Source organism: Yersinia sp. 1252 StPb PI, from assembly GCF_048593885.1.
Classification (GTDB): domain Bacteria; phylum Pseudomonadota; class Gammaproteobacteria; order Enterobacterales; family Enterobacteriaceae; genus Yersinia; species Yersinia enterocolitica_E.
This window is the reverse complement of sequence record NZ_JAZGQE010000028.1, coordinates 17,848-37,288: the sequence shown is the minus strand read 5'-3', so window position 1 is coordinate 37,288 and position 19,441 is coordinate 17,848. Positions and strand designations below refer to the sequence as shown.

The window sequence follows — 19,441 nt, the reverse complement described above, 5'->3', positions numbered from 1 at the left end:
GTTTGATCGCCAAGATCAGTGTGTCGTCTCGGTCATTGACGCAGGTGTATCGGTTACTGGCATATAGTGTGGTTCTGCTGACAGACACCACTGTTGATAGCGCTGATAAAGTTGCTGATAGCGAGCAACCTGGCTGGCATCTGGTGTCAGAGTGCGCTCAATCTTACAGGCCATCTGACGCTGCGCAGCAGGGACATCGTGATATATTCCTGCGGCCACGGCGGCAAAAATTGCCGCTCCCAGCGCGCAACATTGATCAGAGGCAACAATTTGCAGCGGTCGATTCATCACATCGGCACAAACTTGCATGATAACCGGTGATTTACGCGCGATACCGCCCAATGCCAACACGTTCTCAACCGGAATATCCTGCTGTTCAAAACACTCCATGATAGCGCGCGCACCAAAAGCGGTTGCTGCGATAAAACCACCAAATAGAGTAGGGGCATCGGTTCCCAAATTCAGATCGGTAATAACCCCTTTTAAACGTTGATTAGCATTCGGCGTACGGCGGCCATTAAACCAATCCAATACCACTGGCAAGTGATCCAGTGAAGGGTTCTTTGCCCATTCAGCGGTGAGTGACGCGAGGAGGGTAGATTCAATCTGCTTTAACTGGGGTTGCAATTCGGGTTGTGCCAAGGCGGCCTGACGTAATGGCCAACTCAGTAAACGACTGAACCAGGCATACATGTCACCAAAAGCTGACTGACCTGCCTCCATACCAATCCAACCGGGTACCACACTGCCTTCAACCTGACCGCAAATACCGGCAATGGCGCGCTCCCCCACCAACTTGTCATCGGCAATCAGAATATCGCAGGTGGATGTACCAATAACTTTGACCAAGGTATAAGGTTGAGCACCTGCGCCCACGGCACCCATATGGCAATCAAACGCGCCACCAGAGAGCACTACACCGGTCGGTAGCCCCAAACGCTCAGCCCATGCGGCAGTAATTAAACCCACCGGCCGTTCTGCCGTGTAGGTATCAGTAAACATAGGGTATTTAAGGTCGTCTACCAGACGGGTATCCAGTGCCGCCAGGAATTCACGCGGTGGCAATCCTCCCCATGATGGGTGCCATAAGCTTTTATGACCCGCGCTGCATCGCCCCCGTTGAATATCCTGTGGGGCGGTGGTGCCGGATAACAGTGCCGGTACCCAATCACACAACTCAATCCACGACACCGCAGCATCACGCACGGCGGCATCGGCGCGTGTCACGTGCAGGATTTTTGCCCAGAACCATTCAGAAGAGTAGACACCGCCAATATAGCGGGAATAGTCGGCAAATTCGCCACTGCGACATAAGCGATTAATCTCTTCCGCTTCTTCTATAGCCGTATGGTCTTTCCACAGCACAAACATCGCATTGGGATTATCTGCAAATTCAGGGCGCAGTGCCAATACCTGTCCTTGCTCATCAATCGGCGCGGGTGTTGAGCCCGTGGAGTCAACACCAATCCCGACGATTTGCAGGCGCTGCTCTTCTGACAGGCGGCTGACGACCTGACGGATCGCCTGTTCCATGGCTTCTATATAGTCCAGCGGATGATGGCGAAACTGGTTTTGTGCGGCCTGACAATAAAGGCCCTGCTGCCAGCGAGGGTAGTAGACAACTTCGGTATCGATCTCGGTGCCATGTTGACAATCTACCGCCAATACCCGGACGGAATCGCTGCCAAAATCTAATCCGAGCGCTATAGCTTTATTGGTTGATAAAGGACGGTCCGCCGATACAACGCTGGTTGTCATAGTGGTTGCTCCTAACATTTGCAGAAAACAGGAATTCATTGCCAATAACCATAGGAGTGAGTGGCAGCAAGATGTGAGGAGCCGATGGCTGGAAGTATGTACTTTTCTGCTTCCTACAGTGTTTTTGTGATGTCAGTCAAAAGTTAGAGAGAGGTTAAATTTGCTGAATATATGGATAAATAAACTGTAATCCCTGGATGTGATAGCGCTCTACATTCTAAAGCATAATTAACGTTAAAACTGTCAGCGCCTTACCGGGTGTGGTGAGGTTAAGTGGCTTTTAATAAAGCATTCAACCGCACTAAAACTGAAAAATAACATTGATAACGTTTCCACTAAAAATCAGATGATTTGGGTGGTTGACGATTAAATAAACAAAAATCATCTCTTCCTACAAAAATAGTTCGGAGAACACTATGCATAAATTAACTAAGGCGCTGGCAGTGGTTGGGTTAGCGGCAGTTATGTCACATTCAGCTATTGCCGAAAGCATGAAGTTGGGTTTTCTGGTAAAGCAGCCTGAAGAACCTTGGTTCCAGACCGAATGGAAGTTTGCAGATAAAGCAGGGAAAGATTTAGGTTTTGAAGTGATAAAAATTGCAGTGCCCGATGGTGAGAAAACCTTGAATGCTATCGATAGCCTTGCCGCCAGTGGTGCGAAAGGCTTTGTTATCTGTACACCAGACCCGAAACTGGGGCCGGCCATCGAGGCGAAGGCGCGCAGTTATAACCTGAAAGTGATCGCAGTAGACGACCAATTTGTGAATGCCAAAGGCAAACCGATGGAAAGTGTTCCATTAGTCATGATGGCGGCGACCAAAATTGGTGAGCGTCAAGGACAGGAACTGTGGAAAGAGATGAGTAAACGCGGCTGGCAACCGGGTGAAACGGCGGTAATGGCGATCACCTCTGATGAACTGGACACGGCTCGCCGGCGTACCAGTGGGTCAATGGACGCGCTGAAAGCCGCAGGCTTCCCAGAAAAGCAAATCTATAAAGTACCGACCAAATCCAATGATATCCCTGGGGCATTTGATGCCGCCAACTCCATGTTAGTCCAGCATCCTGAAGTGAAAAACTGGCTGATTGTCGGCATGAATGACAACACCGTGTTGGGTGGTGTCCGGGCGACAGAAGGTCAGGGCTTTAAAGCACCCAATGTGATTGGCATTGGTATCAATGGCGTTGATGCAGTCAGTGAACTGTCCAAAGGCCAGGCTACCGGTTTCTATGGTTCTCTGTTACCAAGCCCGGATATTCATGGTTATAAAAGTATCCAGATGCTGAATGACTGGGTGACCAAAGGTGTTGAACCTCCGAAATTTACTGAAGTGACTGATGTGGTGCTGATCACCCGGGATAACTTCAAAGTCGAGTTAGAGAAGAAAGGCTTGATGTAATTCCGCTATACCCAACGTCATGGGCGTGGCGGCTAACCCTCTGGCCGCGTCAAATTCGAAGGGTATACACGCTATGGCGCACGGGGGCAGGCTACGGCTTGCCCCAATGGACCACACAGACAGGTGGTACCGTGCGACCCAAACTTTATAAGGAAGCCATCATGTCAGCACTCCATTCTGCGTTACAAGCCGAGCTGGAAGCCGAACAGTCACCTTATCTGGCTTTTTGTGGCATTGGAAAAAGTTTCCCCGGTGTTCAAGCGCTGGATGATATCAGTTTTACCTGTCAGGCCGGTCAAATCCATGCCCTGATGGGAGAGAATGGCGCGGGGAAATCAACCTTGTTGAAAATTCTCAGCGGTAACTACTCACCGACTCAGGGTGAAATTCACATTAAGGGCAAAGTGGCTAATTTTGCCAATACCACCGATGCGCTTGATGCCGGTGTCGCTATCATTTATCAGGAACTGCATTTGGTGCCGGAAATGACGGTGGCAGAAAATATCTATCTGGGCCAATTACCTACCAAAATGGGCATGGTTGATCGCAAATTATTGCGCTATGAATCCAGTTTGCAGCTCTCACATTTGGGGCTGGACATCTCCCCCGATACCCCACTGAAATATCTCTCCATCGGCCAATGGCAGATGGTGGAAATTGCCAAAGCGCTGGCCCGTAATGCCAAAATTATTGCTTTTGATGAGCCGACCAGTTCGCTCTCTGCCAGAGAGATAGAACAACTGTTCCGGGTGATCCGTGAATTACGCGCCGAAGGGCGGGTCATTTTGTATGTATCACACCGGATGGAAGAAATCTTTGCACTGAGTGATGCCATTACGGTGTTTAAAGATGGCCGGTATGTGCGCACGTTTGACGATATGACCCAGGTGAATAACGACTCGCTGGTTCAAGCCATGGTTGGGCGCAATTTGGGTGATATTTATGGCTATCAGCCGCGTGAAATAGGGCCAGAACGCCTGACATTGCAAGAGGTGAAGGCGATTGGGGTGAAGTCGCCAATCAGCCTGACCGTCCATCAAGGGGAGATTGTTGGCCTGTTTGGTTTGGTGGGGGCGGGGCGCAGTGAATTACTGAAAGGGTTGTTTGGTGGCACCAGGCTTAGCAGTGGTCAGATTTTGCTGGATGGCAAGCCACTGACGATTCGTTCACCCATCGATGCCATCACCGCCGGGATCATGTTATGCCCGGAAGACCGTAAAGCCGATGGCATTATTCCGGTTCATTCGGTACAGGACAATATCAATATCAGTGCACGGCGCAAAACACTGACGGCTGGTTGTTTGATCAACAACCGCTGGGAGCAGGAGAATGCGGCACTGCGTATTCAGTCTTTGAATATCAAAACACCCAGCCCTCAACAACTGATTATGAATTTGTCCGGCGGCAACCAGCAGAAAGCCATTTTGGGCCGTTGGTTATCCGAAGATATGAAAGTGATCCTGTTGGATGAGCCAACTCGAGGTATCGACGTTGGGGCTAAACATGAAATCTATAACGTGATTTATCAACTGGCGAAACAGGGTATTGCGGTGCTGTTTGCGTCCAGTGATTTGCCAGAAGTTCTTGGGCTGGCTGACCGAATCGTGGTGATGCGGGAAGGGGCAATCTCTGGTGAGTTAGACCACGGTTCTGCCACTGAAGAACAGGCGTTAAGTCTGGCGATGCTACGCACCCCGAATATTGCTACTGATGCCGCGTCTGCGGTTGCTTGATTGTGAAGGAGTTATCCATGTCCAGCGTTACTTTGAGTTCTGATAAGAAGAACCCGGCATCAACCGAGTTGAAAGGTGGAGCACACAATAGTCAGTCGCAACCACCACAAGATACACCCGCTAAAAGTGGACTAGGACTATCCCGTATTTGGGATAGCTATGGGATGTTGGTAGTTTTCGCGGTGGTATTTATTGGTTGTGTGATATTCGTGCCTAACTTTGGCTCCTTTATCAATATGAAAGGGTTGGGGTTGGCTATCTCGATGTCGGGGATGGTGGCCTGTGGCATGTTGTTTTGTCTGGCATCCGGCGATTTTGACTTATCCGTCGCTTCAGTCATTGCCTGTGCGGGGGTAACGACGGCAGTTGTTATCAATATGACCGAAAATATGTGGCTGGGGGTGGGCGCAGGTTTGTTACTGGGCGCGCTATGCGGGCTGATCAATGGTTTTGTGATTGCCAGATTGAAAATTAACGCCTTGATCACCACGCTGGCGACGATGCAGATTGTTCGCGGCCTGGCCTATATCATCTCTGATGGTAAAGCGGTGGGTATCGAGGATGAGCGTTTCTTCGCATTGGGTTACACCAATTGGCTCGGTTTGCCAGCCCCTATCTGGATTACCATTGCCTGTCTGGCCTTGTTTGGCTTCTTGTTAAACAAAACTACCTTTGGCCGCAATACCCTGGCTATCGGGGGCAACGAAGATGCGGCGCGCCTGGCGGGGGTGCCGGTAGTTCGCACTAAAATCATCATTTTTGTCTTATCGGGTTTGGTATCGGCGGCGGCTGGGATCATTTTGGCATCACGGATGACCAGTGGTCAGCCAATGACTTCGATTGGTTATGAGCTGATTGTTATCTCGGCCTGTGTGCTGGGGGGCGTGTCACTGAAAGGTGGGATTGGTAAGATTTCCTATGTTATCGCCGGTATCTTGATTCTGGGGACAGTGGAAAATGCCATGAACCTACTCAATATTTCTCCGTTCTCCCAATATGTGGTCCGTGGTTTGATCCTGCTGGCAGCGGTTATCTTCGACCGTTACAAACAGTTGGCTAAACGGACGCTTTAAGTTGCACGGTGACAGAAAAGTCCATAAAAAGCCTATCTGGCTCACAGTTCTGTAATCACTATCGGGCAGCGTGAATTCTGCCCGATAAACTGAAATAAGCACATGCGTTTGCACGCCAATCAGATCAGGACTCCAAGGAGGCTAAATGTACCATCGAATGGTTCAGGAACCGCAACCCAATCCCTTGTTACCCGGCTATACCTTTAATGCCTATCTGGTAGCAGGATTAACCCCGATTCTGGCCGATGGACCACTCGATTTTTTTATCGATAGGCCAGGCGGCATGAAGGGCTATATCCTGAATCTGACCATTAAGGGACAAGGTAAGATTTTTGATGGTGAGAATACCTTTTACAGCAATCCAGGTGATTTGCTGCTCTTTCCCCCTAAGGCATCGCACTATTATGGTCGCTCACCGAACAGTGATTGTTGGTATCACCGTTGGGTCTATTTCCGGCCACGGGCATACTGGGCGGACTGGTTGGAGTGGCATAGCAAAACGCATGAAGTTGGGCGGTTATCTTTGCCTAACAATAACTTATTACTGGAATTTGATCGCCTGTTTGCCAATATTGAACAGACGCAAAAATCAGGACGGCGTTTTGGCGAAGAGTTGGGTATGAATCTACTTGAGCGCTTACTGCTGCGCGCAATGGAAGAAGATCCTCTTAGTCCACAACGCATTATGGACCCTCGAGTGATTGAAGCGTGCCAGTTTATTACCGGCAATTTAGCCGGTGAGCTGCGCATTGACGAAGTTGCACGTCATGTTTGCCTGTCTCCGTCACGTTTGGCACATCTGTTTCGTGAGCAAGTTGGTATCAATATATTGCGTTGGCGTGAAGACCAGCGGGTTATTCGGGCTAAGTTATTACTGCAAACCACGCAAGAGCCGATTGCCACTATTGGTCGCGTGGTGGGTTACGACGATCAACTCTATTTCTCCCGCGTTTTTCGTAAGCGTGTTGGTGTTAGCCCCAGTGATTTCAGGCGTCGTAGCATTGAAACCAACTACCCGCAACGCAGCCTCCGACAGCCAGAATGGCGAGATAATGCTGAGGCCATTGTGCGAATTTAATCTCGCCACTGACATTCAGCCAAAAATTACCTCTTGTCGCGGGAATCATCATGGTGTCAAATCGATTGATCGACTGATATCAATTGGCAAATAGGCTGCGCGAGAGGAAATATAATGGCTGAAAAAATCAAAGTGGGCTTACTGGGCTATGGTTATGCCAGTAAAACGTTCCATGCGCCGCTGATTATGGGCACTCCGGGGTTAGAGCTGGCAGGGGTTTCCAGTAGTGATGCCAGTAAAGTACATGCTGACTGGCCGACAATGACGGTGGTTTCTGACCCCAAAACGTTATTTGATGATCCTTCAATCGATCTTATCGTGATTCCAACCCCGAATGACACTCACTTCCCGCTGGCTCAGCAAGCACTGGCTGCCGGTAAACATGTGGTGGTGGATAAACCGTTTACCGTGACACTGTCACAAGCAAATGAATTGAAGAAACAAGCAGATGAGGCCCACTTATTGCTTTCAGTATTCCATAATCGCCGTTGGGACAGTGATTTCCTGACGCTGAAAACACTGCTGGCTGAAGGCTCACTGGGGAATGTTGTCTATTTTGAATCTCATTTTGACCGCTATCGCCCGGAGATCCGCCAGCGTTGGCGTGAACAAGCCGGTGCGGGCAGTGGCATTTGGTACGATTTAGGCCCACATCTGTTGGATCAGGCGCTACAACTGTTTGGTTTGCCACAGACGCTAAATGTTGATTTAGGGATGCTGCGCCCTGGTGCGCAATCTGTTGATTATTTCCACGCGGTTCTTAGCTATCCGGGGCAACGAGTGGTGTTACACGGTACGGTGTTAGCCGCAGCAGAAACTGCGCGTTATATCGTGCACGGCATACAGGGGAGTTACATCAAATTTGGTCTGGACCCACAAGAGGACAGGCTGAAAGCGGGTGAACGTTTGCCACAGGCAGATTGGGGCTACGATATGCGCGATGGAGTAGTGACACTGTCACATGATGGCATCCTCGCTGAAAAACCACTACTGACGTTGCCGGGTAATTATCCTGCTTATTATGCGGGGATCCGTGATGCCATTTTAGGTACTGCTGCCAACCCAGTACCCGTCTCGGAAGCGATAAAAGTAATGGAATTGATTGAACTGGGCATTGCCTCTGATCAACAGAAAAAAACGCTGCCGGTATCGCCAGCAAGCTGATTTTGCTGCTAAATACGCTTATTTGATAGAAACGATAGCCAAAGTCACTGGCGTTGCAGGTAGGCTGCCAGCAGATTTGAACACTGCTGGCAGCGGCCTCACCGAGGCAAGGCCTAAGGATGGGCGGCACAACGCAAACAGCTACCCCCTCTGCAACGTCAAGAACCAAGGTTATATTGAAGGAATACAGTGGCATGTCATGGTTACAACGCTTACGGATAGATAAATTTTTATTAGTGCTGATTTTGGTCGTTATTATTGCTTCTATTTTCCCCTGTGAAGGGGAAGTTAAGGTGTGGTTCGAACACCTGACGACTGCGGCCATTGCATTATTATTCTTTATGCACGGTGCCAAGTTATCCCGCGCCGCCATAGTTTCAGGCATGGGGCATTGGAAACTGCATCTGGTGGTGTTTCTCAGCACGTTTGCCTTATTCCCGCTGTTAGGGTTGGGAATGAATGTGTTGGTACCCGGGGTGTTAACACCAACGCTGTATCTGGGTTTCCTCTATTTGTGCGCGTTACCTGCCACGGTTCAGTCAGCTATTGCCTATACCTCTGTGGCGGGAGGTAACGTGGCGGCGGCAATTTGTAGCGCCTCGGCATCCAGTATTTTGGGGGTTTTCCTGTCACCGCTGCTGGTGGGCATGTTGATGCACACCCAAGGGGGTGATACCGACACGTTGCATGCGATAGGTTCTATTATCATGCAACTGATGGTGCCATTCATTGTTGGGCATTTATCGCGCCCACTGATAGCTAAATGGGTTGAGCGCCATAAAAAACTGGTTAATATCACTGACCGGTCATCCATTCTATTAGTGGTGTATGTCGCGTTCAGTGAAGCCGTGGTTCAGGGGATTTGGCATCAAATCGATGGTTGGTCACTGCTGGCAATTCTGGTCTGTTCGATGGTGCTATTGACACTGGTATTAGTCATTAACACCATGGCAGCCCGCTGGCTGGGCTTCAATACTGCCGATGAAATCACCATTGTGTTCTGCGGATCGAAGAAGAGCCTCGCCAATGGTATCCCTATGGCTAACGTGTTGTTTCCCGCCTCAGTAGTCGGTGTGATGGTATTACCCTTGATGATATTCCATCAGGTTCAATTGATGGTATGTGCCGTCCTGGCACAGCGTTACGCGAAACGCGTCGCCAGAGAGCATGCCGAGGCGACTGAATCTTTGGCGTCGGCGGCGCGGGCAGAAACCAAGTAGCCGGTTGCGATCTGCAATAAAAAACGCCGGTACTTCTATGAAATACCGGCGTTTTTAGCTAATTCCTGACCGATTTAGCCACGGATTTTATCGCGCAGTGCCTGTTTTTCCTGTTCGGTGATAAATGCCATCGTCAGGCCATTTTGTTGTGCCTGGCGGATTTCTTGTGCTGTTAGGCCAGCAGCAGGTGCGGCATTGTGATATTCATTAGCAATTTCAATCCCCTGTACCGCTGGGTCATCGGTATTGATCGATGCCATCACGCCATGGCGCAGGAAGGTTGCCAGCGGGTGAGTGGCTAACGAAGAGACGGTGCTGGTCTGAATATTAGAGGTCAGACAGGATTCGATCCCAATGTTGTGTTCAGCCAAATAATCCATCAATTTGATATCTTCAATGGCTTTCACACCATGACCAATACGTTCAGCACCTAACTCGCGGATAGCTTGCCAGATACTTTCCGGGCCAGCGGCTTCACCGGCATGGACGGTAATACGCAGGCCCGCATCGCGCGCGCGATTAAAGTGACTGCGGAACAAACCGCCAGGGAAGCCCAGTTCGTCACCGGCCAGATCCAACGCAGTAATCCCCTCGCGATGTGCCAGTAAACCATCAAGTTCTTGCAAACAAGCTTGTTCACCAAAAGTGCGGCTGAGGATCCCTATCAGGCGGATATCAATATCAAAATCACGACAACCGGACTGCACCCCATCAATGACGGCCTCGACCACACCGGCAACCGGCAATTGGTGTTTCATTGCCATATAGAAGGGTGAAAAGCGCAGTTCGGCATAATGCAAACCGGCATTAGCGGCATCTTCGACATTTTCGTAGGCCACACGGCGGCAAGCATCAAGTGAGGCCAAAACCGCAACCCCCCAATCCAGCTTTTGCAGGAAGCTGACTAGATCTGGCTCAGTTTTAGTGATTTGCACATGCGGGCGCAGTTCGGCTAGCTCATCAGCCGGTAGGGCCAGATTAAATTGGCGACCCAGGTCCAAAATAGTTTGCGCACGGATATTGCCATCAAGGTGGCGGTGAATGTCGGTCAGGGGGAGGCGGGGATCAATCATGCTGTGCACTCACTTTTTATCAGAAGTAGATTCTTGTAGGTAAAGTGCAGAACATTATAAAAACAAATGAATGAAAATATCCACTGCGTTGCATAAAAAAGTGACATAAATCACGAATTGATATGGGCGGACAATATCGCCCGCCCATGATGCCGGCTTTAATTTCAACTATTTATTGCGATTCAACTGCGACCAATCTTTTTTCAGTTCGTACTACCAGCAGATAAGTGAGGATAAATGACAGGCCGAGTGACAAGGTGACACCCAATAGGATGTAGATAAAGTAAGGGCCAATATAGGCCGGTAGGCTGAATATGCTTGATAAAATATAGCCGTACAGCCTTACGCCGAAAAAGGCGATAAATGCAGAGGCAATCGAGCTGCTTATCGTCGTGGCAATAAAGGCTTTTTTGTATTTAGTTAACACACCAAACAGTGCGGGCTCTGTAATGCCCAATAAGCCAGAAACGGCGGCAGACAGCACCACGGTTTTTTCTTGCCGGGTTTTGACATGGAAATAGATAGCAAATGTTGAACCCGCAATGGCCATGTTTGCCATAAACATCATTGGCATTAACATATCAAAACCTTTGTCGGTAAAGTTTTGCAATGCAATGGGGGTCATGGCGTGATGCATTCCGGTAAGAATAGCAATCGGGCGAATGGCACCGACGATAAAACCAGCAAATACCGATGAGATATCAAATAATCCCTGAATACCGAATGCCAGTAGTTTGCCTAAATAAATGCCGGCTGGGCCGATAAACGTCAATGAAACCAATGCGGTGATAAAAAGGGTTAGCGTTGGGGTAAATACTGTTTTCAGCACATCGGGCATAATTTTATCGACCCAACGGTGAATATAACTCAGCGCCAGAATTGAGAAAATAACGGGAATAACACTGGCAGAATAGTTAAATACCGATACCGGCACGATATCCATAAAATAGATGACACTCACCGCGCCCGGGGTATGAGTGGCCAGCGCTTTGGCGGCATCAATGAGTGTGGGATACATCAGGCAGGCTGCCACCGCTGCCGCCAGATATTCATTAGTTTTAAATATCTTAGCCGCAGAAACAGCAAGGAAGAACGGCAGGAAATAGAATACCCCGCTGGCAATTAAATCGATAATCATCACGGTGTCGCTTTGGGCTGAGATGATTTTTAAGGCGATCAACCCTGCCAGTAAGCCTTTAATCATCCCCGCCCCGGCAATCGCCGGAACGATAGGGCCGAATACCCCAGAAACGGTATCCATAAACAGTGAAACCAGACTTTTCCGTGCTTTAGGTGCTATTGCCGTAGTCGCGCTTGAGGGAACATTCTCATCAGGTGACATATTATCAACAATATCTTGATACCAGGCATTTACCTGTGGGCCGATAATGATCTGTACTTGATCACTTTGATTTTGCGCACCTAATACACCTGGCAATTGTTTGATTTTCTGCCATTCGACTTTACTATCATCAATTAAATCAAAACGCAGCCGTGTCATACAATGCCAGACTTTATTTATATTATCCTGACCACCGACCAGTTTAATTATTAACTGACATACCTCAGTCCTTCCCATAAAACCCTCGCACCTGAGCCATTATTTTTATTCACTGTGAATGATAATAAGTTTACTGAAAGTTAAAAACAAACCAATAAAGCATGGGTTACATCACATTATTCGATGGTTAGGGTGTTCTTCGGTGCTTTTTCTATTAATTGGTATGGTTTTTTGCGGTAATTTTCGTGATTCACGAACCAAAAAAAACATTTAAATTTTAGGTTTACAAGGTCAGTGTAAATAAGGTGAAATTAGCGAATACGTCATACGAATTTATTAATTCATGCATCATTGGTTGCCACGTTGAAGAGTCGCAATCTGAGTGTTGTAAAGGAGCATTGCATGCAACCCACGTTGATAACTGGCATTGAATGTCAGATAACCCGGCCTGATCGCCATAATTTAGTTGTGGTTAAGATTGAAACTAATAAAGGGATTGTTGGCCTGGGTTGTGCCACATTTCAGCAGCGTCCCCTTGCCGTTAAAGTGATGGTGGATGAATATCTCCGGCCACTATTACTGGGGCGTGACGCGAATAATATTGAAGACTTGTGGCAGATGATGATGGTCAATGCCTATTGGCGAAATGGGCCGGTGATCAATAACGCGATTGCCGGGATTGATATGGCATTATGGGATATTAAAGGCAAGCTGGCGGATATGCCGCTCTACCAACTGTTTGGTGGCAAATCTAAAGATGCTATTGCCACCTATAGTCATGCCGCCAGTGACTCACTGGATGGGTTGTATGTTGAGGTGGATAACTTGCTGGCGCAAGGTTATCGGCATATCCGCTGCCAGTTGGGGTTCTATGGGGGGAATGCTCAGGATCTGCATGCGACCCGCCAGCCAACAATCGGCGCATACTACGATCAAGACCAATATATGGATAACACGTTGGCGATGTTTAAAGCGCTACGCGAAAAATACGGCAATCAATTCCATATTTTACATGATGTGCATGAGCGCTTATTCCCACAACAAGCGGTTCAATTTGCCAGGCAGTTAGAAGCTTATCGCCCTTATTATATTGAAGATATTTTGCCGCCGAATCAGAACGAATGGCTGGAACAGATCCGTAATCAAACGGCGGTACCACTTGCTACGGGTGAATTATTTAACAATCCGGCAGAGTGGAAAGACTTGATAATCAATCGCCGGATTGACTTCCTGCGTTGTCATGTATCACAGATTGGCGGAATTACCCCGGCATTAAAACTTGGGAGCTTCTGCCAGAGTTTTGGGGTTCGCCTGGCATGGCATTGCCCGCCAGATATGACACCGATTGGTGCTGCGGTTAACACCCATTTAAATATCTATTTGCACAATGCAGCAATTCAGGAGTTCGTGGCCTATCCGGCCAATACCCTGAGTGTATTTCCGGGCGCCGTTCAGCCGACAGAAGGCTATTTGTACCCAATTGAACAGGCGGGGATAGGTGTTGATTTTGATGCTCGTTTAGCCGATGAATTCCCGGTTGTTTATCGGCCTCATGAATGGACACAAAGCCGTTTGCCGAACGGAACAATTCATACACCATAGTGGGTTTGAGCGGATTCAGCTCTGGCGGAACTTCAGGTTATCCTGATTAAACGGAATAATATAGGTGCAGGAATAGTCGATATCCACGATATCACTGAATGTGTATACGCGGCCATCCTGCAAAATGCCTCGGTTCAGGATATGCATGGCGGCAATGCCTTTTTTGCATCCAAGCAGTTCAGCTTGTTCTTTATTGATATTAATCGCCTGATAATGAGTTAATGCATGGGACAGGCGATAGCCTTTGCTGAGAATATATTGCTGTATCGAGCTTTCAATGACTTTTTGGTTCAAATCAGGGAAAGCGGCGACTGGCATGCGCGAATTTTCGATTTGAACCTTACGATTATCAATGTAACGCAAACGTGAGAATGCCCAGATAAAATCATCCGCGCTAAGGTTGAAGATCTGTTGTTCTTCATTATCAGGGCGGCGTTTATGCAGATTAATTAAACGAAAACTGATTTGGTTAAATTTCTTTTCGGTAATTGAATTGTATACCAGCGGATTATTACCCACGCCGGGATTAATGAAGATCCCGGCACCTTGCACCATATGCACGGCACCAATGGCTGCCAGCTTCTCTAACGCTTTACGTATGGTAAAACGTGACACGCCATATTCCTCTGCTAACTGGCGTTCCGGCGGCAATTTCTCAGGTAATTTCTCGCCAGACTGATACATTTTACTCAGCAAGTCCTGAGCAATAAATTCTTTCTTTTTCATTTGGTTGTCCAGCACAGATAAACCTAGCCGCGTGATAGTAGTATATCGATTATTGACGTTATCGGCAGCGGGAAAGATGAGATGGGGAGGGGGAGAAACGCCACTCAAGGCATCAAGTGGCGTAATACACGATACTGTTTTACTTAACTGTCGCTATTGTCCTGCAAAAAACGAATACCGTTAATCAGCTTATCCATACCGGCTTCGACCTTGCTGCGGGAACAGCCTACATTCAGACGTAAAAAGCCACGACCCTCTTCGCCATAGGTAAAACCGGGCATAATGGCGACTTTCTCTTTCTCAATCAGCACCTCTTGCAACTGATGGTCATCAATGTTCAAGGGGCGTAGGTCTATCCATGCCAGATAGGTTGCTTGCGGTGGCTGCCAGTTTAATGCCGGGAACGCCACATTAAGGCGCTGTGCCACATAAACCAGATTGGCTTGCAAATAACTGCGTAGCTCATCCAACCATGGTTGCGCCTGCTGGTAAGCCGCAATGTGCGCCACAATGGCCAGTACCGCCGGAGAGGATAGTCCATCACGGCCTTTCAACATTTGAGTGTAGATATCACGGGTTTCACTGTCACTGATAAAACCGTATGCACCCGTTAAGGCGGGGATATTGAATGTTTTGGAACCCGAGGTCAGCAGCGCCCATGGGGTCTGACCTACCTCACTCCAAGGGGTATGTACCTGATTGCCCCAGGTCATATCCATATGGATCTCATCGCTGATAACGCGGACCTGATGGCGTTCACACAGTTCGGCCATTTGCGCCAGCTCTTGTGGTGTCCAGACTTTCCCTGTTGGATTATGCGGACTACACAACAGCAGCACTTTCGTCTGTGGCCGCGCCAACAGTGCCTCCAGATGTGCCATATCACATTGCCACTGGTTATCTACTTTGTGCAGCGGGCAGCTAAGTAGCTGGCGCTGATTAGCGAGAATGACTTTATAGAAGGCGTCATAGGCTGGGGTGTGGGTAACGACGAAATCACCGGGAGCAGACCAACAGCGGATTAGCTGAGCGACCATATAGATAACTGACGGGCCGTAGACCGCCATTGAGGTATCGATATGACAATGAAACCGTTGCAGATACCAATGACGAATTGCACCAAGGAAATCTTCATGCTGCCAGCGGCTATAGCCCAACACACCGTGGGCTATCCGGTGATTCAGCGCTTGCAGAATCACCGGTGCGGTAGGGAAGTCCATATCAGAAATGGTAAAAGGCAACAGGTCAGCAGCACCAAAACGGTCTGCAATATAATCCCATTGGGTACACCAAGTGCCGTGACGATCGACAGGCGTGGAGAAATCAAACATCAGCATCTCGCTTATCAAATATACCCTTGGTCCTTGAAGTTGCGGGGAGTTTCGGCACCTGTTACTCGGCCCATCCCTGGGCCTCAGGCGAGGCCGCTGCAAATCACGCTCAAATCGATTCCCGACCGATTTTTCATGTGCTGTGGCCTACCTGCAACGCCAATAACCTTGGGTATAATTTTTCATGTAACTGGTATTTAGGTAACGGCGCTTAGCGAATTACCGTCCTAAGGCGTCGCAAACTGAGTACTGCTTATCAGTGAGTCTAATTCATCTTTCACCGATTGCACTTGTGGACCAATAACAACTTGCAGATTATGGTCATTCAGTTGAATAACGCCAATGGCGCGGTTGGCTTTTAACGCCTCTTTATCCACCAAATTCATATCTTTAACCGACATCCGCAAGCGAGTAATACAGTTATCCAACGAGACAATGTTATCTGCACCACCCAGCGCATGAAGAATAGCAGGGGAGTTATAACCGGATTTACCGGTTGCAGCGCCATAAGTGGCTTTTTCTGCATTGCTGCTAGCGGTGGTTTCGCTTTCACGGCCTGGTGTTTTGATATTGAAGTGCTGAATAGCAAAACGGAAAATCATGTAGTACGCCACGAACCAGATCCCGGCAACCACTGGCACCCAATACCATTTAGTCGCAGTGCCATGCAGAATACCAAATACCACGAAATCAATGATATTACCGTCGGTATTACCAATGGTTACACCCAGCAACGCCATCACAGTAAAGCCCAAACCGGTCAGGATCGCATGGATCAAATACAGGAACGGTGCTACAAACAGGAACAGGAACTCAATCGGTTCGGTGGTACCGCCAATCACACAAGCCACAACACCGGAAATCAACAACCCTTTAATTTTATGTCGGTTTTCAGGCTTGGCACAGTGATACATGGCTAGCGCCGCACCCGGCAGGCCACCGAGGAAGGCGGGCATTTTGCCTTGAGACAGGAAGCGAGTCGCACTTTCTGAGAAGCCGGTGGTGGTTGGACAAGATAACTGAGCCTGGAATATTGTCAGTGCACCACTCACGCTGTGACCACAAACATCCATGGTTCCGCCCGCTTCAGTAAAGCGGATCAATGCCACCAAAATATGGTGCAGGCCGAACGGCAGCAATAGACGTTCGCCACTGCCGAAAATCATCGGCCCGAACATGCCAGCACCGTTAATCAGGCGACCCAGACCGGTGATACCGGCGGCGAAAAATGGCCAGATCAGCGGGATCAACAACCCCACCAGCCCGAGCACTACCGTCGTCACTATCGGCACAAAGCGAGTACCGCCAAAGAAGGCTAATGCATCAGGTAAACGAATGGTGTTGAAGCGTTCATGCAGTAAATAAACAATGACCCCGACAATTACCGCCCCCAGAATCCCGGTGTCGATCGACTGAATACCTAGAATATTTTGAATGTTATGGGTTTTCAGGACTAATGGATCGGTGGTTGGCAACACACCGCTGGTGGTGAGGTAAAAGTTGGTCGCCAGATTCAGCACGGCAAAGCCGACGAAACCAGAGAAGGCGGCTACGCCCTTATTTTCGCGCGCCATACCCAGCGGGATAGCAATGGCAAACATTACGGGCAGGAAACTAAAGGCAAATGAACCCACCTTGCTCATCCAGGTAAATAGTAGCTGGAAGGCAGGATGACCAATTACCGGTAATAGGGTGATGACATCTTTACTGCTGAGTGAACTGCCGATACCCAGCATGATCCCACAGAAGGAGAGCAAGGCGACCGGCAGCATGAAGGTTTTCCCTAAACTCTGGAAAAACTCCCACAGCGTAATTTTTTGTTTTTTTACCGCTGACATAGTGACTCCTGTTTTTCAAAACGCCTGATGTTAAAAATGTCTGCTCTAACCACCGCGGTTCTTAATACGGTGTGTTTATCGCTAAATGGCGACTATTTCGCCTCCCTGTCTGGAGGTTAAACAAGATAAAACGTTTAACCCAGATAATATGAGTGATATGTCACAATTACTGATGCTACTTCTGTATTAGAGTAAATCATCAGATTAAACGTTTAACTTGGCTTGTTTATCAGCGGGTATGACCATTAAAAAAATCACAATTACCGATGTGGCTAAGTTTGCCGGCGTCTCAGTGGCGACAGTTTCATTAGCTATAAGTGGCAAAGGGCGTATCTCTGGGGCAACCGCTGACCGGGTCAATCAGGCAATCGAACAGTTAGGTTATGTGCGAAACCGCCAGGCGGCACAATTACGCGGTGGCGAGTCCGGGGTGATTGGCTTGATTGTGCGCGATATCGGCGATCCATTTTATGCCGCAATGACGGCGGGTTTGAGTGAGGCGATTGAGACAGAGGGCAAATTGCTGTTTCTGACGCAAAGTGGTCGGGAGGGCAAAGGTCTATTGCGTTGCTTCGATACACTTATCGCTCAGGGTGTTGACGGCTTGGTCCTCGGCGGGGGAGCCAAACGTGAGATGGGATTGCAGGAGAAGGCGGCAGAGCATGATATCCCATTGATTTGCGCGGCACGGTCGAATGTGTTGGAAGGTGTGGATGTCGTGCGCCCTGATAATATGCAGGCGGCTAAAATGGCCACTGAGTTTTTGATTGGCCGTGGTCACCGGCAAATTGCCTACCTTGGCGGGCACTCGCATTCATTGACGCGGGCAGAGCGCTTGGGAGGCTTCTGCGCCACGTTGGTTCAATATGGCCTGCCATTCCGTTCTGAATGGGTGGTTGAATGTGACGGGCAACAGCAGGCGGCGGCAGATGCGGCAGAAGAGCTGCTACGTTATCACCCCAATGTCAGTGCCATCATTTGTCATCAGGCATCAGTGGCATTGGGGGCTTACTTTGGTATCTTACGCACCGGTCGGACTATTGGTAGTGCAGGTGTAGACACCTATCTGGATCAACAAGTGGCACTGATTGGTTTTGGTGACGTGCCGGCAGCCGAATTAACCGAACCACCACTCACCTTTATCACCAGTTCCGCCAGAGAAATTGGTTACAGTGCCGGGCAGCGGATACTCCAGCGTATTGCCGGTGTTGACCTGCAACTGCAAAATGTCATATTACCGCCGGTATTGATCCGCCGAGGGTCTGCTTGATCATGCCTGATCTTGGGGGTTATTCATTAACGCCAAAGCATCGACATCGCCCGCGGTAATCAGATGCAGGTTGCGGCTGATATCTTCTATCGGCCAGTCCCACCAAGCAATAGCCTCGAGTTTAGCTATCGTTGCTGGTGGGAAGCGGCTCTTAATCACGGTTGCCGGGTTGCCACCCACAATGCTATAAGCCGGTACATCACGCGTCACTACCGCTCGTGATGAAATGATGGCACCATTGCCGATGGTCACACCTGGCATGATAAGTACGTCATAACCAATCCAAACATCATTTCCAACGCAGGTATCGCCTTTATAGGGCAGTTCATCCATTGATGGCGTGACGCGCTCCCAACCATTGCCAAAAATATTGAAAGGATAAGTCGAAATACCTGAAATTTTATGATTGGCGCCATTCATGATGAATTGAACCCCGCGTGCCAGCGCGCAGAATTTGCCAATAATCAGTTTGTCACCAATAAACGGGTAGTGATAGAGCACGTTGCGCTCGAAGTTTTCCGAATCTTGTGGATCGTCGTAATAGGTATAATCCCCGATAATAATATTCGGGTTGTTCGTTGTATTTTTGATAAAGCAAACCTGCGCAAAGCCTACCATGGGGTGCTTGCAGTCGGGGTTGGGGCCGGTCATAAGTTTATCTGTCATTGCAACTT

General features: G+C 48.9%; 15 protein-coding genes. 8 read left to right on the top strand and 7 right to left on the bottom strand.

Annotated elements, in window-relative coordinates; all coding sequences use genetic code 11:
- Positions 1 to 15: 15 nt before the first annotated feature.
- The gene (locus tag V2A85_RS06715) at positions 16 to 1,758 is read right to left on the bottom strand and encodes a ribulokinase (RefSeq protein ID WP_420071113.1); all 1,743 of its coding nucleotides are present in this window, start codon (positions 1,756 to 1,758) and stop codon (positions 16 to 18) included.
- 416 nt (positions 1,759 to 2,174) lie between these two features.
- Between V2A85_RS06715 and V2A85_RS06710 the strand changes: the two genes are divergently transcribed.
- The 6 genes from V2A85_RS06710 to V2A85_RS06685 all read left to right on the top strand — a co-directional run bounded on the left by V2A85_RS06710 (position 2,175) and on the right by V2A85_RS06685 (position 9,426).
- Complete coding sequence (locus V2A85_RS06710) at positions 2,175 to 3,158, top strand: arabinose ABC transporter substrate-binding protein (RefSeq protein ID WP_083158872.1); 984 nt, start codon at positions 2,175 to 2,177, stop codon at positions 3,156 to 3,158.
- 161 nt (positions 3,159 to 3,319) lie between these two features.
- A complete protein-coding gene (gene araG / locus V2A85_RS06705; protein ID WP_420071112.1) occupies positions 3,320 to 4,891 on the top strand; it encodes an L-arabinose ABC transporter ATP-binding protein AraG in 1,572 nt (523 codons plus the stop codon).
- A 17-nt stretch (positions 4,892 to 4,908) separates the two neighbouring features.
- On the top strand, positions 4,909 to 5,964 hold the full coding sequence (gene araH, locus V2A85_RS06700; RefSeq protein ID WP_372559003.1) for an L-arabinose ABC transporter permease AraH: 1,056 nt from the start codon (positions 4,909 to 4,911) through the stop codon (positions 5,962 to 5,964).
- Positions 5,965 to 6,109: 145 nt separating this feature from the next.
- Entirely contained in the window at positions 6,110 to 7,042 is a 933-nt protein-coding gene (gene araC / locus V2A85_RS06695; RefSeq protein ID WP_083158871.1) for an arabinose operon transcriptional regulator AraC, read from the top strand.
- Between the two features lie 114 nt (positions 7,043 to 7,156).
- Entirely contained in the window at positions 7,157 to 8,206 is a 1,050-nt protein-coding gene (locus V2A85_RS06690) for an oxidoreductase (protein WP_420071111.1), read from the top strand.
- A gap of 194 nt (positions 8,207 to 8,400) precedes the next feature.
- On the top strand, positions 8,401 to 9,426 hold the full coding sequence (locus V2A85_RS06685; RefSeq protein ID WP_372559005.1) for a bile acid:sodium symporter family protein: 1,026 nt from the start codon (positions 8,401 to 8,403) through the stop codon (positions 9,424 to 9,426).
- 74 nt (positions 9,427 to 9,500) lie between these two features.
- Here the strand turns inward: V2A85_RS06685 and add are convergent, their stop codons facing one another.
- Together add and V2A85_RS06675 are read right to left on the bottom strand one after the other, a co-directional pair.
- Positions 9,501 to 10,499, bottom strand: a complete 999-nt coding sequence (gene add / locus V2A85_RS06680; RefSeq protein ID WP_420071110.1) for an adenosine deaminase — start codon at positions 10,497 to 10,499, stop codon at positions 9,501 to 9,503.
- A gap of 172 nt (positions 10,500 to 10,671) precedes the next feature.
- A complete protein-coding gene (locus V2A85_RS06675) occupies positions 10,672 to 12,078 on the bottom strand; it encodes a PTS transporter subunit EIIC (RefSeq protein WP_420071109.1) in 1,407 nt (468 codons plus the stop codon).
- Between the two features lie 324 nt (positions 12,079 to 12,402).
- Between V2A85_RS06675 and V2A85_RS06670 the strand changes: the two genes are divergently transcribed.
- Positions 12,403 to 13,602: an enolase C-terminal domain-like protein gene (locus tag V2A85_RS06670; protein WP_372559008.1), complete on the top strand. Its 1,200-nt coding sequence runs from the start codon at positions 12,403 to 12,405 to the stop codon at positions 13,600 to 13,602.
- Positions 13,603 to 13,617: 15 nt separating this feature from the next.
- On the opposite strand, the gene V2A85_RS06665 is transcribed toward V2A85_RS06670, so the two are convergent.
- The 3 genes from V2A85_RS06665 to malX form a co-directional block, all read right to left on the bottom strand.
- The gene (locus V2A85_RS06665; RefSeq protein ID WP_372559009.1) at positions 13,618 to 14,328 is read right to left on the bottom strand and encodes a GntR family transcriptional regulator; all 711 of its coding nucleotides are present in this window, start codon (positions 14,326 to 14,328) and stop codon (positions 13,618 to 13,620) included.
- 143 nt (positions 14,329 to 14,471) lie between these two features.
- Positions 14,472 to 15,659, bottom strand: a complete 1,188-nt coding sequence (locus V2A85_RS06660) for a MalY/PatB family protein (protein WP_420071108.1) — start codon at positions 15,657 to 15,659, stop codon at positions 14,472 to 14,474.
- 227 nt (positions 15,660 to 15,886) lie between these two features.
- The gene (gene malX, locus V2A85_RS06655) at positions 15,887 to 17,497 is read right to left on the bottom strand and encodes a maltose/glucose-specific PTS transporter subunit IIBC (RefSeq protein WP_420071107.1); all 1,611 of its coding nucleotides are present in this window, start codon (positions 17,495 to 17,497) and stop codon (positions 15,887 to 15,889) included.
- 238 nt (positions 17,498 to 17,735) lie between these two features.
- Between malX and malI the strand changes: the two genes are divergently transcribed.
- A complete protein-coding gene (gene malI, locus V2A85_RS06650; RefSeq protein WP_420071106.1) occupies positions 17,736 to 18,767 on the top strand; it encodes a Mal regulon transcriptional regulator MalI in 1,032 nt (343 codons plus the stop codon).
- Here the strand turns inward: malI and vat(F) are convergent, their stop codons facing one another.
- Positions 18,768 to 19,433 carry a streptogramin A O-acetyltransferase Vat(F) gene (gene vat(F), locus V2A85_RS06645; protein WP_420071105.1) on the bottom strand — a complete coding sequence of 222 codons (666 nt, stop codon included), beginning with the start codon at positions 19,431 to 19,433 and terminating at the stop codon, positions 18,768 to 18,770.
- Positions 19,434 to 19,441 lie beyond the last annotated feature (8 nt).

What these genes read in the sequence shown, in the direction of transcription:
- add (WP_420071110.1), bottom strand. Translation starts at nt 10,499, where the DNA reads ATGATTGATCCCCGCCTCCCCCTGACCGACATTCACCGCCACCTTGAT.
- araC (WP_083158871.1), top strand. Translation starts at nt 6,110, where the DNA reads ATGTACCATCGAATGGTTCAGGAACCGCAACCCAATCCCTTGTTACCC.
- V2A85_RS06675 (WP_420071109.1), bottom strand. Translation starts at nt 12,078, where the DNA reads ATGGGAAGGACTGAGGTATGTCAGTTAATAATTAAACTGGTCGGTGGT.
- V2A85_RS06690 (WP_420071111.1), top strand. Translation starts at nt 7,157, where the DNA reads ATGGCTGAAAAAATCAAAGTGGGCTTACTGGGCTATGGTTATGCCAGT.
- malX (WP_420071107.1), bottom strand. Translation starts at nt 17,497, where the DNA reads ATGTCAGCGGTAAAAAAACAAAAAATTACGCTGTGGGAGTTTTTCCAG.
- V2A85_RS06685 (WP_372559005.1), top strand. Translation starts at nt 8,401, where the DNA reads ATGTCATGGTTACAACGCTTACGGATAGATAAATTTTTATTAGTGCTG.
- araH (WP_372559003.1), top strand. Translation starts at nt 4,909, where the DNA reads ATGTCCAGCGTTACTTTGAGTTCTGATAAGAAGAACCCGGCATCAACC.
- V2A85_RS06670 (WP_372559008.1), top strand. Translation starts at nt 12,403, where the DNA reads ATGCAACCCACGTTGATAACTGGCATTGAATGTCAGATAACCCGGCCT.
- V2A85_RS06715 (WP_420071113.1), bottom strand. Translation starts at nt 1,758, where the DNA reads ATGACAACCAGCGTTGTATCGGCGGACCGTCCTTTATCAACCAATAAA.
- malI (WP_420071106.1), top strand. Translation starts at nt 17,736, where the DNA reads ATGACCATTAAAAAAATCACAATTACCGATGTGGCTAAGTTTGCCGGC.
- V2A85_RS06660 (WP_420071108.1), bottom strand. Translation starts at nt 15,659, where the DNA reads ATGTTTGATTTCTCCACGCCTGTCGATCGTCACGGCACTTGGTGTACC.
- V2A85_RS06665 (WP_372559009.1), bottom strand. Translation starts at nt 14,328, where the DNA reads ATGAAAAAGAAAGAATTTATTGCTCAGGACTTGCTGAGTAAAATGTAT.
- V2A85_RS06710 (WP_083158872.1), top strand. Translation starts at nt 2,175, where the DNA reads ATGCATAAATTAACTAAGGCGCTGGCAGTGGTTGGGTTAGCGGCAGTT.
- araG (WP_420071112.1), top strand. Translation starts at nt 3,320, where the DNA reads ATGTCAGCACTCCATTCTGCGTTACAAGCCGAGCTGGAAGCCGAACAG.